Genomic DNA, 14,056 nt, shown 5'->3' on the forward strand with positions numbered 1-14,056 from the left:
CTGCGCGTAACCGACGACGATGCCGGAGGCCTGGCATTCGTACTGGACGTTGTGCTGGCAGTCGGACATCTTGCAGGCGCCGCCGCCGCCGTCACCCGAACCCGTCAGCAGCCGGACTCGATGGTGTACGCGATGTAGCAGAGGTGCACCGTGAGGTAGCTCGTCCGCGGCCAGGCGCCGGGAGCGTCGCTCCCGGGGACCGCGGCGACCTCGGCGAGCGAGGTGTACGCCTCGGCACCCTCCATCAGCAGCTCAGTGGACATGTATGTCACCTCCCTTCTTGGTTCTCGTAGGGGCCGGTCCCGGGTTCGGGGCCGGAGGTCTCGAAGGGCGGCGTCGGCGAGCCGAGGTTGCGGTGCACCGCGTCGGGGTCGACCCCGGCGGCCCGCAGCGCCTCGCGCACCGCGTCGTCCCGGTCGCCGCCATGCTCGGCGTGGGCCAGCAGCCCAGCCGCGATGGCGTGCGAGCGGTGCTCGCCGAAGCTGAGCCTGCGTATCTCGGGCCGCGGATCCTGCGGCTCCCACGCCCAGCCGATGCCGCGGCCGAGCGCGGCGACATAGGTGGACAGATCCTGGCGCAGCCCGCCGGTCGCGGTGGCCGCCGCACCGATCTCCGGCACCGCGTGCCAGGCACGGCGTCCCAGGTAGACCACGATGCTGTCGCGGCGCGAATACAGATCGCGGGCGGAGAGCACCTTGGCCTTGTAGGGGAGTCGTAGCTTCTCCAGCCGGTCGAGCACCGCGCCCCACAGGGCGGGGGCGGCGTCGGCCGTCTCGGCGCCCAGGTACAGCCGCAGACACGTGTTCTCCTCCAGGCCGTGCCCCGCCGAGCCGCTCACCAGCAGGAACCCGGGCGAGACCGTCGGCTGGACGGCCGGCAGGCTGACCCGGCGAGCCGACCCCGTGGGGGTGGCGACCTCATCGCCGAGCCGGGACTCGGGGATCCGCACGCGCACCCCGTTCAGACGGACCACGTCGGGCGCTCCGGGCTCCACCACGGCCAGGGCGGGGGAGTCGTGGTGCGGGACCATGGCGCGCAGCCGGTGCTCGAAGTCCGGGTCGCGCAGTGACTTGTGCTGCGGTCCTTCCACGGGCTCGCGGCCGGTGTGGAAGGCGTTGTACAGCGCGTCGGCCAGCGCGCTGCGCAGCGCCTTGGGGCCGTCGGCGGTGACCTCGCGGTCGTCGACGGTGGCCGAGTTGAGATCCGCGTCGATGCGTACCCGGTCCAGCGGTTGCCTCATCGTCCCTCTCCCAGGCCCAGCGTGGTGGTGAGCTCGGCAGGGCGGAGCAGGGCGGTGCGGCCGACGCCGGCCACCGCGCGTTCCAGGGCACTCAGCCGGCCGCGCTGGTGGGCCGCGACGATGATCCGGTCGATCAGGTGCCAGCCGGCGAAGGCCGCCGCCCGGGCCGCCAGCTCGTGGTCGTCGCGGGCCGCGGGCCGGGCGTCGAGGTAGCCGATCCAGAACGCCTCGACGTAGGGGCGCAGGGCCTCGAAGCGGCGGGCGCCGTTGGCGATGACCTCGCGTTCGCTCATGCCGTCCTCCGGGCCTGCCATGCCGAGCACGCCGCGGTAGAGCCATTCGCCGGCGAAGGCGCCCACGTCCCGCGCGGCATCGGCGAGCCGGGCCTCTTCCCAGTCGGTCAGGTACAGCGTGCCGTCCTGCTGGAGGAACTGGTCGAGCCGCAGGTCGCCGTGGACCAGGACGTGCGGGCCGCGGCTTTCCCGGTCGCACAGGTCGCTGATCGCCTTGGTGATCACGGGGTCGTTGTGCAGGATCGCCCACACCTCCAGTTCCGCGCCGCTGGCGGCGGTGTAGACCTCCAGCGGCAGGACCGCCAGGCGGTCGCGCGGCGGCAGCGGCGGCTCGGAGGTGTCTGCCGCGATGGGCTGCGGTGCGCGGAGGGTGTGGAGCGTTCCGATCTGGATCCCCGCGGCGTGGGCGAGGTCCCAGGTGAAGGCGTCCTCCCCGGCGAGGTCGGCTCCGCTGTGCGCGTCCTGCAGCAGCGTGAAGGCCAGCAGGCCGGAGGCGTCGTCGCCGCCCAGGAAACGGGGCACGTTGATCACCGGGTGCGCGTCGAGCACCATGCCCATCGCCCTCGTGCGGTTCACCCTCCGGCGGACCTGGTCCGCCTCCCCGAGGGTCCGCTTGACGAAGACGGGGAGGCCTGCGTCGGTCACGCCCGCCCAGGTGTCGTTGCGGCCGAAGAACGCGGAGACCGTGTCCTCCCGCAGCACCCCGAGCTGGAGCGCCGTGAGGAACTCCGCGACCTCGGGGACCTGGTCGAGCGGCACCGGGATTGGTTTCGGCCCCTCACCCACGGCCATCACCGGCCCCGAGGCGGGAAACGCGGCGCGGCCGGGTGCCGGTGACCTCGCCGGTGTACGAGCACCGGCATTCCGTAAGCATGACTGTGTCTCTTTCGACGCCCGATGGATGACGATCGACGGCGGTGCCGCGCGGGGATGACGAAGACGAGCCCGAGGTGGGACCGGCGGCCTCGCCGCGGGCTCGTCGTCGCACGCGTTGCGGTGGCCGCGGCCGTCGGCGGGCCGCCGTCATGAGCGTCCAGCCTGGCCGTTCGGCGTTCGTCAGCGGATGGTCTCGGCGCAGGTGTTGTTCGTCCTGCAGGTGTGGCCGCAGGTGATCTCGCACGCGGCCAGCTGGCTCTCCGTCTGGGCGGGGAGCAGGTCGAGGGCCTTGATGTCGAGTTCCATGGCGTTTCTCCTTTCTTCGGTGGGGGATTTCCGCCTGCGCCGCGGCGGCCTTCGTGGCCGCCCATTGGCCGGCGGAGTTCGCGGAGTCGCACGGGCGTGATGGTCGCCATGCGCGCCCTGCGACGGGGTCAGTTGATGATGGAGCGCGCGGAGGTGACGCCGCTGCAGGTCACCAGGCAGGTGATCTCGCACTTGGCCAGCTGGCTCTCCGTCTGGGCGGGGAGCAGGTCGAGGGCGTTGATGTCGAGTTCCATCAGCTGCCCCGTCACTACTGGCTCGTGACTGTGCAGGTGATGGCGCAGGTGCCTTTTGGCGGACAGGTGATCTCGCACTTGGCCAGCTGGCTCTCCGTCTGGGCGGGGAGCAGGTCGAGGGCGTTGATGTCGAGTTCCATGGGGTCGTCCTTTCGTGGGAAGAGATCTCCGCTGATGCCGCAGTGATCACTAGGAGAGCTGGGTGACCCCGCAGGTGAACTGCTCGCAGGTCACGTCGCAGGTGATGGTGCAGGCCCGCAGGTGCTGCTCGGTCCGGCCGGGGAGCAGGTCCAGGGCGTTGATGTCGAGTTCCATTTCGTTCTCCTTCCATGCGCGATCGTTCCGCCGGCACGACGGCCGACACGGCGATTTCGTCGTGCGAGAGAAGCATGGTGACGGGTGCTTAGGAATCGCTTTCGGCTGGAATGACGCTGTGCTCCGGACTCTTGTCTCCGGATCTTGTCAAGGGCGGAGACGAGCCTCATGGGAAGCCCTCCGGCTTGCCTTTTTCCTGGTCACGGCGGTGTCCGGGATGCTTGCGAAAGCTAAAGAGCGTCTCGCATCGTGAGACGAGGGGCGATCGACGGACCGCCCGTCACCGCCGCCCGGTCCACACCGGGCCGCGGTCTGGCCGCCACCTGCCGTCGTGTGGCGCTCGCGGCCGTTCTCGGTGATGCCGGCGAAGGTGTCGCACCGCTCGCCCTGCCCTCGTGGCCGACCGTCGTGAATCGCCGCCGTTCCGGCCATGATCCGGATGCTTGACTCATACTTCGACAAGCTGTCAGGATCTTGTCAGGGCGCAGCCGGACGGCAGAGGGTGAACCTCTCCGGAGACCTGGGCATCTAACGGGGCAGGAGGCTCATCATGAACCGCACCCTCGTTCCCCTCGTGCTCGTCCCCCTCTTCCTGCTGGCCGGTTGCGGCTCGGACACGCAGACCGCGCCCCCGTCCTCGGGGGCCCCGGCGACCACGACCGCGGATCCCGCCGTCACTCCGACCTCCACGCCGGCCGGGCCACGTCCCCCGACGAGTACCAAGGAGATCGAGGTCGAGCGCACCACCGTTGCCTCGCCGGCCGTCACCGGGGCCAGGTTCGGCCGGCACCAGGGGTTCGACCGGGTGGTGATCGACCTGAACGGAGAGGTGCCCGGCTACACGGTGCGATGGGTGCCCGAGCTCGTCCAGGACGGCTCGGGCGATCGGATCGACGTCAAGGGCGGGGCCTACCTCCAGCTGACGATGAGCCCCGCCATCGCGCACACCGAGGCGGGCAAGCCGACCTGGACGGGCGGGCCGATCTTCCAGGCACAGCTCGGCAACGTGCAGAGCGTGGTCAAGACGGGTGACTTCGAGGGAGTGGTGAGCGTCGGCATCGTCCTCGACCGCAGGGCACCGTTCCGGGTGCTGGAGCAGAAGAACCCGAACCGGCTGGTCATCGACGTCGCGCACTGAGCGGCGCACCCCGTGACCAGTGACAGACTGGTCTGATGGTACGCAAAATCGACAACGCGACGCGGATTCCCGTTCCGGGCGGCAAGACGATCGACGAATACGTCGGCCGGGTCAACAGCGGCGACGATCGGATCTCGATCGCGCGGATGGTCGCCCCGGCGGGCTGGGAGGAGCCCGCCCAGACCCCGGAGTTCGCCGAGTACACCCTGGTGCTCAAAGGCACGGTGATCGTGGAGCACGACGGGGGCATCACCGAGGTCGGCGCGGGGGAGGTGTTCACCTGCGAGCCGGGGGAGCGGATCCGCTACCGTTCGGGGCCGGACGGCGCCGAGTACGTCGCCATCTGCCTGCCCGCCTTCTCTCCGGAGACCGCCAACCGCGACGACTAGTCGCCCCGTAGGGCATCGACCAGGCCCGCGGCACCGGGGCGGGCCTGGTCGTGAACACGTCACCCGAAACACGTGGGGCCGTCACGCACTCCGCCCCCGTGACTAAAGTCGAGGTCTCCCCGCTGGAAGAAGGATGTAGATGAGTCAGCCACCCACTTTTGAGCAGATCCGCCTGGCTCCGAAGGTGTTGCTCCACGATCACCTCGACGGGGGGCTCCGGCCGGAGAGCATCATCGAGCTGGCCCGCGAGTCGGGCTACGACAGGTTGCCGGCGACCGACGCCGACAGCCTGCGCGCCTGGTTCAGGGAGGCCTCCGACTCCGGCTCGCTGGTGCGCTACCTGGAGACCTTCGACCACACGGTCGGCGTCATGCAGACGCGCGAGTCGCTGGTCAGGGTCGCCGCCGAGTGTGCCGAGGACCTGGCCGACGACGGCATCGTCTACGCCGAGGTGCGTTACGCGCCCGAGCAGCACACCTCCAGGGGGCTGAGCCTCGAAGAGGTCATCGAGGCGGTCCAGGAGGGCTTCAGGGCCGGTTCCGAGGGGCGGGGCATCCGGGTGGGCACCCTGCTCACCGCCATGCGCCACCAGGCCAGGTCGATGGAGATCGCCGAGCTGGCGGTCCGCTACCGCGACGCCGGGGTGGCCGGGTTCGACATCGCCGGCGCGGAGGCGGGCTACCCTCCCACCCGTCACCTCGACGCCTTCGAATACCTCCAGCGGGAGAACGCCCACTTCACCATCCACGCCGGTGAGGCCTTCGGCCTGCCGTCGATCTGGCAGGCGATCCAGTGGTGCGGCGCGGACCGGCTCGGTCACGGCGTCCGGATCATCGACGACATCTCCGTCTCCGACGACGGGGAGCCCAAGCTGGGCCGCCTGGCGGCCTACGTCCGGGACAAGCGCATTCCGCTGGAGATGTGCCCGACGTCCAACCTGCAGACCGGTGCGGCGACCTCCATCGCCGAGCACCCGATCGGCCTGCTGCGCCGCCTGAACTTCCGGGTGACCGTCAACACCGACAACCGGTTGATGAGCGGTACGAGCCTCTCCGAGGAGTTCGCCAAGCTGTCGGAGGCGTTCGGCTACGACTGGGACGACATGCTGTGGTTCACGGTCAACGCCATGAAGTCCGCGTTCCTGCCGTTCGACGAGCGCCTGGCGCTCATCAACGGCGTCATCAAGCCCGGTTTCGCGCGCCTCAAGTGGCAGGCGTGACCGGGCACGTACGAGTGAAGTGAGCTTTCTCCCATGAAGCAGGTGTTCCGCTCCAACTTCGCGATGATCGTCGGTTGGCTCTGGATGGTGTTCGCCGCGGGCAACGCGGTGGATCTGTTCCTCCGCTACAACGGCCGTCCCTCGATGGTCGCCGCGGCGGTGCTGGGGGTGCTGACCGCGCTGGTCTTCGTCACCTGCCTGCGCCCGATGATCGTCATGTCCGAGGAGGGGGTGCTGGTCCGCAACCCGCTGCGGAACGCCTTCGTGCCCTGGAGCGGAGTGGACGAGGTCAAGGTCTCGCACTCGATCACGATCACCTCCGGCGGCCGGAGGGTCCGCTGCTGGGCGCCGCAGACCTCGGCCCGTGAGCGGGCGGCGGCGGCGCGCAAGGGAAGGCCCGCGCTCGCGCGGGGCCGCTTCAGGACCGAGCCGGTCCGCTCGAAGGCCGAGCAGGCCGCCGCCGAGGCGATGGCGGGCAAGACGCACGCCGACTGGGTGGCCGAGCAGATCACCGAACGTGCCAAGGCTGCCAGGCGGGCGGCCTCGGTCGCCGGGACCCCGGAGAGCGACGCGACCGTGCCCGAGGCGGAGGCCGGGGTCACGAGCGGGACCGGCACCGCCTCCGAAACAGGTGCGCTCAGGATGAACTGGGCACCGAGTGCCCTGGTCGCCGTGGCCGTCGCCGCTCTGCTGGTGGTCGCGGCCTTCCTGGTCTGATCGCCCCGATCGCGGTGGCGCCGGGTTCGGGGAGGTGGTGTGGCCGGGGACGATCACGGGGAAGCATGATCGTCCCCGGCCGTGGAACAGGCGCGGTCAGAGGCCGAGGGCCTTGGTGAGGTCGGCCTTCAGGGCGTCGAGATCCCGTACCGCCCGCCCGCGGGCCTCGGCGACCTCGCCGGTCACCGGGACCACGACCTCCAGGTAGCACTTGAGCTTGGGTTCGGTACCCGAGGGCCGGACGACGACCCGGGCGCCGCCGGACAGGTGGTAGCGGAGGCCGTCGGTGGGCGGGAGCCCGCCCGCGCCCTCGCTGAGGTCCTCGGCGGTCTCCACCTCGCGGCCGCCGAGCCGGGTGGGCGGCGTGGCCCGCAGCCGGGCCATGGCGCCGGTGATCAGCGACAGGTCGGCCACCCGGAACGACAGCTGGGAGGTGGCGTGCAGGCCGTGCCGGCGCGCCAGGTCGTCCAGGAGGTCGAGCAGGCCGCGGCCCTCCAGCTTGGCCCCGGCGGCGATCCCGGCCACGGTCAGCGCCGCACCGATGCCGTCCTTGTCGTGTACGGGCAGCCCGAGGTCGGAGCCGACGCTGTACCCCAGCGCCTCCTCGTACCCGAAGAGCAGGCCCGGACCGGCCTTCATGATCCATTTGAAGCCGGTCAGGGTCTCGGCGTAGCGCACACCGTACCCGGCGGCGATCTTGCCGAGCAGGGACGAGGAGACGATGGTGGTCGCCACCAGGCGGTCCTCGCCGGAGGTCCGCGTGATCACGTGCTCGCCCAGCAGGGCGCCCACCTCGTCGCCGGTCAGCATCCGGTAGCCGCCGCCGGGCAGCGGCACGCCCACCGCGCAGCGGTCCGCGTCGGGGTCGTTGGCCAGCACCAGGTCGGCGCCGACCCGCTCCGCCAGCTCCAGCGCGAGGTCCATCGCGCCGGGCTCCTCCGGGTTGGGGAAGGCGACGGTGGGAAAGTCGGGGTCGGGGGCGGCCTGGGCCTCGACGACGGCCGGCGCGTCGAACCCGGCGGTGGCGAAGGCCCTGGCCAGGGTGTCGCCGCCGACGCCGTGCAGCGGGGTGTACGCCACCCGCAGCTCGCGGGCGGTGCCGATCGGGAGCGCGGTCACCGCCTCCAGGTAGGCGGTCAGCACACCGTCGTCCAGCGTGGTCCACGCGGGATCGTCCGGGGAGCCGAGGGGCAGCTCGGAGACCGGCCCGACCGCGTCGATGGCGGCGGAGATCTCCGCGTCGATCGGCGGCACGATCTGGGAGCCGTCGCCCCAGTAGACCTTGTAACCGTTGTCGCGGGGTGGGTTGTGGCTCGCGGTGACCGTCACGCCCGCGTCGGCGCCGAGGTGGCGGACCGCGAAGGCCAGCACGGGCGTGGGCAGCGGCGCGGGGAGGACCGAGGCGCGCAGCCCGGCCCCGGTGAGCACGGCCGCGGTGTCACGGGCGAAGACGTCGGACTTGTGCCGGGCGTCGTAGCCGATCACGACGTGCCTGCCGGGACCGAGGACGCGGGCCAGACCGGCGGCGGCGCGCATGACCGTCACCCGGTTCATCCGGTTGGGGCCGGCGCCCAGCTCGCCGCGGAGCCCGGCGGTGCCGAACTCCAGCTTCGCGCCGAACCGCTCGCGCAGCGCGTCGCCGTCGCCGCGTTCCAGCAGCTCGGTCAGCTCCGCGCGGGTGCCGGGGTCGGGGTCCTGGGCCAGCCAGGAACGGGCGAGCCCCACGAGATCGCTGCTCATCGTCACCTCTCGGGCCGGGGCCCGTCGCCGGTTGAACCCTTGCAAGCAGGGTGATTCTTGAAAGCCGGGTGTTTCCCCGAAGGGAACCGATCCTCGCGTGTGGCCGGTTCCCGCGGCCGGGGGTGCTCCCGGACCGTGTGGTCTCGGCCGGTGCGGCCCCGGACCGTGCAGTCCCGGTCGTGTGGTCCCGGTCGTGTGGTCCCGGACCGTGCAGTCCCGGTCGTGTGGTCCCGGCCGTGGGGCCTACAGCTTGCCGACGACCCTGGCCAGCAGGCCGCCCATCCGCGTGGCGGTGGCGCGGCCGACCTCCAGCACCTCCTCGTGGTTGAGCGGCTCGCCCACCAGACCGGCGCCCGGGTTCGTGACCAGGGAGATGCCGAGCACCTCGGCGCCGCCCTCGCGGGCCGCGATGGCCTCGAGCACCGTGGACATGCCCACCATGTCACCGCCCAGGATGCGGCACATCCGGACCTCGGCCGGGGTCTCGTACGTCGGGCCGCGGAAGGCCACGTAGACGCCCTCGGCCAGCGAGGGGTCGGCCTCGCGGGCCAGCTCGCGCAGGCGCGGGGTGTAGACGTCGGTGAGGTCGACGAAGGTGGCGCCGCTGATCGGGCTGGCCCCGGTCAGGTTGATGTGGTCACTGATCAGCACCGCCTCACCGACCTCCTGGGTCTCGGGGCGCAGACCCCCGGCGGCGTTGGTCAGCACGACCGTGCCCACCCCGGCCCTGATCGCGGTCCGCACCCCGTGCACGACCGGCTCCACCCCGCGGCCCTCGTAGAGGTGGGTGCGGCCGAGGAAGATCAGCACGTTCTTGCCGGACTCGGTCCGCACGGCGCGGATCCGGCCCGCGTGGCCCGCCACGGCGGGCGGCGCGAAGCCGGGCAGGTCGGTGACCGGGATCTCGGCGACCGTCTCGCCGATCGCGTCGGCGGCCGGGACCCAGCCCGAACCCATCACCAGCGCGACGTCGAAGGAGTCCACGCCGACGGCGCTTCTCAGCGCGTCCGCGGCGTCCGTGGCGAGTGCATAGGGATCGTTGCTCACTCACCGAGCGTACCGGTCAGCGGTGCTGTTCCGTCCGCTCCGTACCGCTTCCTGCATGCCTGTCCATGGCCGTCCGGCGGACGGCCATGGACAGGCATGCTCCGCTCGCGGGCGGACCTTGGGCCACGGGAGCCTCGCAGGGCGTCTCGTTCGTGTCGCACATCGGCGTCTCCGGCGAGCGTCTGCCCCGGACGCCGGGGACGGCTCCGGCCTGGGGCAGGCGCTCGTCCGCTCAGCCGGCCCTGGTGTAGAGCATGAACTGCCGCGCGTACCCCTCGTCGTCTTCCGCGCTGGTGGCGAGCACCCGCTTCACCTGGCCCTTGAAGTCGATCACCAAGGCTTCGTGGCCCGAGCCCTGCTCGCGCCAGGCCACGATGTGCTGGTCGTCGTACCAGCCGATGATCCGGTCGGTCGCGAAAGGGATCCGGACTTTCGGTTTCCCGTCGTCGCCTGCGGTGGACAAGAGGCAGATCTCCTTGCCCGTCGTGCAGAGTGTGATCATCAGCGTGCCGGACGGGTTGGTGTCCTCCCCCTCGACCCAGATCGGGTCGCTCACATCCGGCAGGGTCTGCAGTGCGGTGCCCCGCAGGTCGTAGAAGCGGACGAGATCGGTGTCCCCGGTGATCGCCCAGGTGCCGACCGCCTGGCTGTCGGCCCGCCAGAAGTAGGGCCATCCCCCTACGTCCTTGTCTTTCACCCGGACGACCGATGCCTTCTTCGTGGCGATGTCGATGATCGTGTAACCGCGGACGCGTATCTCGGCGTCGCCCTTGACCGTCTCGTACAGGGTGACCAGGCCCTTGGTGCCGTCCGGCGACCACCGCGGGTAGTACCCGAAGAGCGGCGCCTTGGCGGTCTTCACGTCGCCCGCCTCCCCGGTCCTGTGGTCGACGATCGAGACGATCTCGTGGTTGTCCGCGCTGTAGGTGCGAGCTATGGCGAGAGCGTGTGTACCCGAGGAGTTCAATGTGTAATGGACGTACTCGTCGTTCTCGACGAACTCGTGGGTACCGGCCCCGCGGGTGTGGAGGCGGTACTCGTCTCCCGTTCCCAGGGTGTAGGAGGTCAGCCTGATCGGGTCCTTGTCACTCTCGTGGATCGTGATGGAGCCGCCTGGGAGCTTGATCTGCCGACCCTCGGCGGTGGCCGTCTGCGGGCCGTTGCCCAGTCCGGGGATGGCTCCGCCGAGGGCCGCCAGTGTGATCGCCACCGTGACAAGCGTGAGCACGAGTCCGGCACCGACCGCGGCCCAGACACGGCGCACGCGCCTTCTCCCGCCGGGGTACGGCTTCGCCCCCTGACTCGTGGCCCCGTACAACGGCGGGTACTCGCCCTGGTCGTTTCGGGGCGGGAGGAGAAAGCCGTTGGAGTCCAGGGCGACGCCACCTGTCTCCTCAGAGATCAGCAGGGCCGCCAGCTCACCTGTCGCGAGGATGTCCGGTGTGAGCGCGGCCGGATCCTCGACCTCTATCGAGTACTCGATGTTGCCGCGATACCGGATGAAAAGCACCTTGATCGGGCTCGTCTCGCTTCTGAACGAGATGGTCTCATCGTCGATCCAGTCGTGGAACCGCAGGCCCGGAAGCACCTCTGCCAGGAGTTCCACCAGCCGTTCGACGGGTATCTCGAGGCACTCGATCACCTCGGCGAGAGTGTCACGGGGCTCGGGCGCCGGATGCGCGCGTCCGTTGAGTCGCCGGGCCAGCCCCTCGACCACGTTCCACTGGAAGCAGTACCGCCCGCCGATGTCACGCCAGGTGTCCTCCAGCACGTAGGCCGTCCGCCACCCCGTCGGCAGGCCCGCCCGCGCGGCGAGGGACGGCGTGAGGTCGATCGGGCCGCGCAACCGCATCTTTCGCGTCACCCGGATCCCCTTGCGGTCCTGGTACGCGATCGGGCTGCACAACCGCACGGTCTCCAGCAACAGCGCCGGATCGGGCTGATAGCCGAGCAGCAGTGCCCGCCCGGCGCGTAGCCGCCTGGCCCGCAAGGAATCGGCAACACCCACGTGGAAGACCTCCGGTGACCTCGGTACTGGTCGTCATGGTCGGGCATCCGGCTTGTCTCCCACTTGGAGTCGGATGGTGTCCTGGGGCGAACGGGGTGTGCCGGCCCTCCACCGGAAGGCCGGCCGGGTGTACTCGGCGCTGCGGCGGGGCCTCTTGCCGGACTTGAACATCGGATACCCCGCCCGCGGGTGACCAGTGCCTGCTGGAGCGGCACCGACGACACCTCGTCCAAACTCAGGCCCAGGGGGCGACGACGGTGAGAGGGAGGCGGTGGTAGTGGATTAGGGTCAAATGGTGGCTGAATCGATCATCGTGGTCCGTGACGTGCGCGTGGAGTTGAGCGGTAATCCGGTCCTGCGGGGTGTCGACCTCACGGTCGCCCGAGGTGACATCGTCGCCGTGGTCGGGGTGAACGGCGTGGGCAAGTCGACGTTGCTGCGCTGCCTGGCGGGTCTCCAGCCGTCGAGGTCCGGCGAGGTCAGCGTCCTTGATCGGCCGCCGGCGGATGATCCGGACTTCTGGCGCGATGTCATCCTTGTCGGCGACGAACCGGCGTGGTACCCGGGGCTGACCGTGCGGGAACATCTGGAACTGATGCACGCCGTACACCGCTCGTCCCGTCTGGAGGTCGAGACGGTCCTGGAGGTGTTCGGCCTGGCGGGGCGAGGGGACATGGCGCCGCTGACGCTCTCCACCGGCCAGCGACAGCGGCTGTCGCTGGCGATGGCCCTGCTCCGGCCGAGCCGGCTGCTCCTGCTGGACGAGCCGGAGCGCGGACTCGACGCGACGTTCAGGAAGCGGCTGGCGACCATGCTGACCGAATACGCGGCGGCCGGTGGCGCCGTGGTGATGGCGACCCACGACCTCGACTTCGCCCACGTCACCCGCGCACGCCAGATCACGCTGGAGGCCGCCGCGTGAACGAGGTCCAGGCCGTGCGGGCGCTCATCCGGCCGGGTGGCCGGGCACCGATGAGCTGGTCGGACCGGTACGTCGCCCTGTTCGGGCTCGCGATGGCGGTGGCGATGCTGGCCCAGCCCGTCACCTCCGCAGTCGCGACCATGGCCGGGCAGGCGGATCCGTCGAGGCTCGGGGCCGGGGTGGCGTTGATCACCCTGGCCTACGCGGGCCTCCTCGCGCTCGCCCGCACGCTCGGCCCCGTCGCGCTGCCGGCCGCCGACGCCGCCTGGCTGCTGCTCTCCCCGCTCCCGCGCCGCGCCGTGCTGGGACGGAGCGCGGCGATCCTGCTGGCGATCTCCTTGCTGGCCGGCGCGGGACTGGGCCTGGCCCTGCTCGCCGTACTCGGTGCGCCGGATCAGTTGACGCCGCGGCTGGTCACCGCGGTGCTACTGGGAGTCTCGGCGGCGGCCGGCGGGATGGCGGCGGCCGTGCTGGCGCAGGCGTCCCCGCAGTGGGACTCATGGCTGCAGGGGGCGCTCGTCGTCCTCGTGATCGTGGCCGCGCTCGCGGCGGTGCTGGGCAGCGGTCCGGGGCGGCACCTGCTGGTCGCCGTCGCCGGCGCGCCGGTCTCGCTGGGCGCGGCCTCGGCGGCGCTCTGCGGCACCGTGACCGCCCTTCTGGTACGGCGGGCGTGGGTGGCACTCGGGCGTGTCCACGCGCGTACCGTCCTGGCCGCGTCCACCCGCGCCGGCGGGGTGGCCGCCGCGACGGTGGCCCTGGAACTCGGAGCCCTGACCTGGATCGCCGAGGACGGTCACTGGCGCGGGCGCACCCTGCGTTCCAGCCCGTGGCCGGCGCCGCTGTCGGGGGCCCTGTCGTGGCCGATGCCCCGGCTCCTGCGGCCCCTGTCCGCCCCGCCGGCCCTGGCCTGGCAGGACTGGCGCAGGCTGGGGCGCCGCCCAGGCCGGCTGGCCGCCCTGCTCGCGGCGGCCGCGCTGCCCGCGCTGGCCGCCCAGGCCGCAGGCGGTCTCTCCCCGGTCGCGATGATCCTGGTGGCCGGCGGAGCGCTGACCGCCGCGGCGGCATGCACCACGGGTGCGCGCCGCGACAGGGAGGACCCGAGTCTGGCGCGGCTCTTCGGCGTGGGCGCCCGTGCGGCGCTCACCGCACGGGCACTGCTGCCGATGCTGCTGAGCGCCGTCTGGCTCACCCTCGCCCTGGCCGGACTGACCGCGATGGGTGCCCTGCCCGCCGGTCCGTGGTGGCTGTTCGGCCCGCTGTCCGCGCCCGCCCTGGCCGCCGGAGCCCTGCGGATGGCCCGGCGGGGTTTCGTCGATCACTCGATGCCGGTCATCGACACTCCGATGGGCTCCGTACCCATGGGGCCGCTCGTCTGGGCGATGACCGGCGTGGACATCGCCGTGCTCGGCTGCGCCCCCGCGCTACTGGCCCTGATCACCGGGCCGTCCGCCCTCGGTGCCCTGGTGGTCGCGCAGGCGCTGTCCGGGGCGGCCGTGCTGACCGCGCTCCTGCTTCGCGCGAGGAGAGCCGTCGCCGGCACGACCCGCCTCGGGTGAGACAGCGGAGGCGTCGCGGACAGCCGTCCTGCGACG

At 71.5% G+C, this 14,056-nt stretch carries 16 protein-coding genes; 6 read left to right on the forward strand and 10 right to left on the reverse strand.

What is annotated here, in order from left to right; all coding sequences use genetic code 11:
- Positions 1–104: 104 nt before the first annotated feature.
- From ABT130_RS29465 to ABT130_RS29495, 7 genes are all read right to left on the reverse strand, one after another.
- On the reverse strand, positions 105–263 hold the full coding sequence (locus tag ABT130_RS29465; RefSeq protein WP_350960659.1) for a hypothetical protein: 159 nt from the start codon (positions 261–263) through the stop codon (positions 105–107).
- 5 nt (positions 264–268) lie between these two features.
- The gene (locus tag ABT130_RS29470) at positions 269–1,240 is read right to left on the reverse strand and encodes a T3SS effector HopA1 family protein (protein WP_350960662.1); all 972 of its coding nucleotides are present in this window, start codon (positions 1,238–1,240) and stop codon (positions 269–271) included.
- Entirely contained in the window at positions 1,237–2,325 is a 1,089-nt protein-coding gene (lxmK, locus tag ABT130_RS29475; RefSeq protein ID WP_350960663.1) for a class V lanthionine synthetase subunit LxmK, read from the reverse strand. Before lxmK ends, ABT130_RS29470 begins: the two co-directional genes overlap by 4 nt.
- 264 nt (positions 2,326–2,589) lie before the next feature.
- The gene (locus ABT130_RS29480; RefSeq protein WP_350960666.1) at positions 2,590–2,715 is read right to left on the reverse strand and encodes an ALQxL family class IV lanthipeptide; all 126 of its coding nucleotides are present in this window, start codon (positions 2,713–2,715) and stop codon (positions 2,590–2,592) included.
- A gap of 128 nt (positions 2,716–2,843) precedes the next feature.
- Positions 2,844–2,984 carry an ALQxL family class IV lanthipeptide gene (locus tag ABT130_RS29485; RefSeq protein ID WP_350960668.1) on the reverse strand — a complete coding sequence of 47 codons (141 nt, stop codon included), beginning with the start codon at positions 2,982–2,984 and terminating at the stop codon, positions 2,844–2,846.
- Positions 2,984–3,109 carry an ALQxL family class IV lanthipeptide gene (locus tag ABT130_RS29490; RefSeq protein WP_350960671.1) on the reverse strand — a complete coding sequence of 42 codons (126 nt, stop codon included), beginning with the start codon at positions 3,107–3,109 and terminating at the stop codon, positions 2,984–2,986. The genes ABT130_RS29485 and ABT130_RS29490 overlap by 1 nt, the downstream gene beginning before the upstream one ends.
- Before the next feature lie 49 nt (positions 3,110–3,158).
- Positions 3,159–3,284 carry an ALQxL family class IV lanthipeptide gene (locus ABT130_RS29495; RefSeq protein ID WP_350960672.1) on the reverse strand — a complete coding sequence of 42 codons (126 nt, stop codon included), beginning with the start codon at positions 3,282–3,284 and terminating at the stop codon, positions 3,159–3,161.
- A gap of 550 nt (positions 3,285–3,834) precedes the next feature.
- Between ABT130_RS29495 and ABT130_RS29500 the strand changes: the two genes are divergently transcribed.
- The 4 genes from ABT130_RS29500 (at position 3,835) to ABT130_RS29515 (ending at position 6,747) form a co-directional block, all read left to right on the forward strand.
- Positions 3,835–4,422, forward strand: coding sequence for an AMIN-like domain-containing (lipo)protein (locus ABT130_RS29500; protein WP_350960675.1), 588 nt, complete (start codon positions 3,835–3,837; stop codon positions 4,420–4,422).
- 35 nt (positions 4,423–4,457) lie between these two features.
- The gene (locus tag ABT130_RS29505) at positions 4,458–4,811 is read left to right on the forward strand and encodes a cupin domain-containing protein (RefSeq protein WP_350911688.1); all 354 of its coding nucleotides are present in this window, start codon (positions 4,458–4,460) and stop codon (positions 4,809–4,811) included.
- A gap of 139 nt (positions 4,812–4,950) precedes the next feature.
- Entirely contained in the window at positions 4,951–6,030 is a 1,080-nt protein-coding gene (locus ABT130_RS29510) for an adenosine deaminase (protein WP_350960677.1), read from the forward strand.
- Positions 6,031–6,063: 33 nt separating this feature from the next.
- On the forward strand, positions 6,064–6,747 hold the full coding sequence (locus ABT130_RS29515; RefSeq protein ID WP_350960680.1) for a hypothetical protein: 684 nt from the start codon (positions 6,064–6,066) through the stop codon (positions 6,745–6,747).
- A gap of 96 nt (positions 6,748–6,843) precedes the next feature.
- Here ABT130_RS29515 and ABT130_RS29520 read toward each other — a convergent pair whose 3' ends face one another.
- The 3 genes from ABT130_RS29520 to ABT130_RS29530 form a co-directional block, all read right to left on the reverse strand.
- The gene (locus ABT130_RS29520; RefSeq protein WP_350960683.1) at positions 6,844–8,487 is read right to left on the reverse strand and encodes a phospho-sugar mutase; all 1,644 of its coding nucleotides are present in this window, start codon (positions 8,485–8,487) and stop codon (positions 6,844–6,846) included.
- 243 nt (positions 8,488–8,730) lie between these two features.
- Entirely contained in the window at positions 8,731–9,534 is an 804-nt protein-coding gene (locus ABT130_RS29525; protein ID WP_350911695.1) for a purine-nucleoside phosphorylase, read from the reverse strand.
- 232 nt (positions 9,535–9,766) lie between these two features.
- Positions 9,767–11,542, reverse strand: a complete 1,776-nt coding sequence (locus ABT130_RS29530) for a hypothetical protein (RefSeq protein WP_350960686.1) — start codon at positions 11,540–11,542, stop codon at positions 9,767–9,769.
- Between the two features lie 292 nt (positions 11,543–11,834).
- On the opposite strand from ABT130_RS29530, the gene ccmA reads away from it, so the two are divergent.
- Together ccmA and ABT130_RS29540 are read left to right on the forward strand one after the other, a co-directional pair.
- Positions 11,835–12,464, forward strand: coding sequence for a heme ABC exporter ATP-binding protein CcmA (ccmA, locus tag ABT130_RS29535; protein ID WP_350911697.1), 630 nt, complete (start codon positions 11,835–11,837; stop codon positions 12,462–12,464).
- Positions 12,461–14,020, forward strand: a complete 1,560-nt coding sequence (locus ABT130_RS29540; RefSeq protein ID WP_350960688.1) for a DUF6297 family protein — start codon at positions 12,461–12,463, stop codon at positions 14,018–14,020. The genes ccmA and ABT130_RS29540 overlap by 4 nt, the downstream gene beginning before the upstream one ends.
- The last annotated feature ends 36 nt before the right edge of the window (positions 14,021–14,056 follow it).

The organism is Streptosporangium sp. NPDC001681 (assembly GCF_040298085.1).
Lineage (GTDB): Bacteria > Actinomycetota > Actinomycetes > Streptosporangiales > Streptosporangiaceae > Streptosporangium.

Excerpts from the sequence above, each read along its gene's own strand:
- ABT130_RS29510 (WP_350960677.1), top strand. The coding sequence starts at position 4,951 with ATGAGTCAGCCACCCACTTTTGAGCAGATCCGCCTGGCTCCGAAGGTG.
- ABT130_RS29520 (WP_350960683.1), bottom strand. The coding sequence starts at position 8,487 with ATGAGCAGCGATCTCGTGGGGCTCGCCCGTTCCTGGCTGGCCCAGGAC.
- ccmA (WP_350911697.1), top strand. The coding sequence starts at position 11,835 with ATGGTGGCTGAATCGATCATCGTGGTCCGTGACGTGCGCGTGGAGTTG.
- ABT130_RS29470 (WP_350960662.1), bottom strand. The coding sequence starts at position 1,240 with ATGAGGCAACCGCTGGACCGGGTACGCATCGACGCGGATCTCAACTCG.
- ABT130_RS29515 (WP_350960680.1), top strand. The coding sequence starts at position 6,064 with ATGAAGCAGGTGTTCCGCTCCAACTTCGCGATGATCGTCGGTTGGCTC.
- ABT130_RS29465 (WP_350960659.1), bottom strand. The coding sequence starts at position 263 with ATGTCCACTGAGCTGCTGATGGAGGGTGCCGAGGCGTACACCTCGCTC.
- ABT130_RS29490 (WP_350960671.1), bottom strand. The coding sequence starts at position 3,109 with ATGGAACTCGACATCAACGCCCTCGACCTGCTCCCCGCCCAGACGGAG.
- ABT130_RS29480 (WP_350960666.1), bottom strand. The coding sequence starts at position 2,715 with ATGGAACTCGACATCAAGGCCCTCGACCTGCTCCCCGCCCAGACGGAG.
- ABT130_RS29495 (WP_350960672.1), bottom strand. The coding sequence starts at position 3,284 with ATGGAACTCGACATCAACGCCCTGGACCTGCTCCCCGGCCGGACCGAG.
- lxmK (WP_350960663.1), bottom strand. The coding sequence starts at position 2,325 with ATGGCCGTGGGTGAGGGGCCGAAACCAATCCCGGTGCCGCTCGACCAG.
- ABT130_RS29505 (WP_350911688.1), top strand. The coding sequence starts at position 4,458 with ATGGTACGCAAAATCGACAACGCGACGCGGATTCCCGTTCCGGGCGGC.
- ABT130_RS29500 (WP_350960675.1), top strand. The coding sequence starts at position 3,835 with ATGAACCGCACCCTCGTTCCCCTCGTGCTCGTCCCCCTCTTCCTGCTG.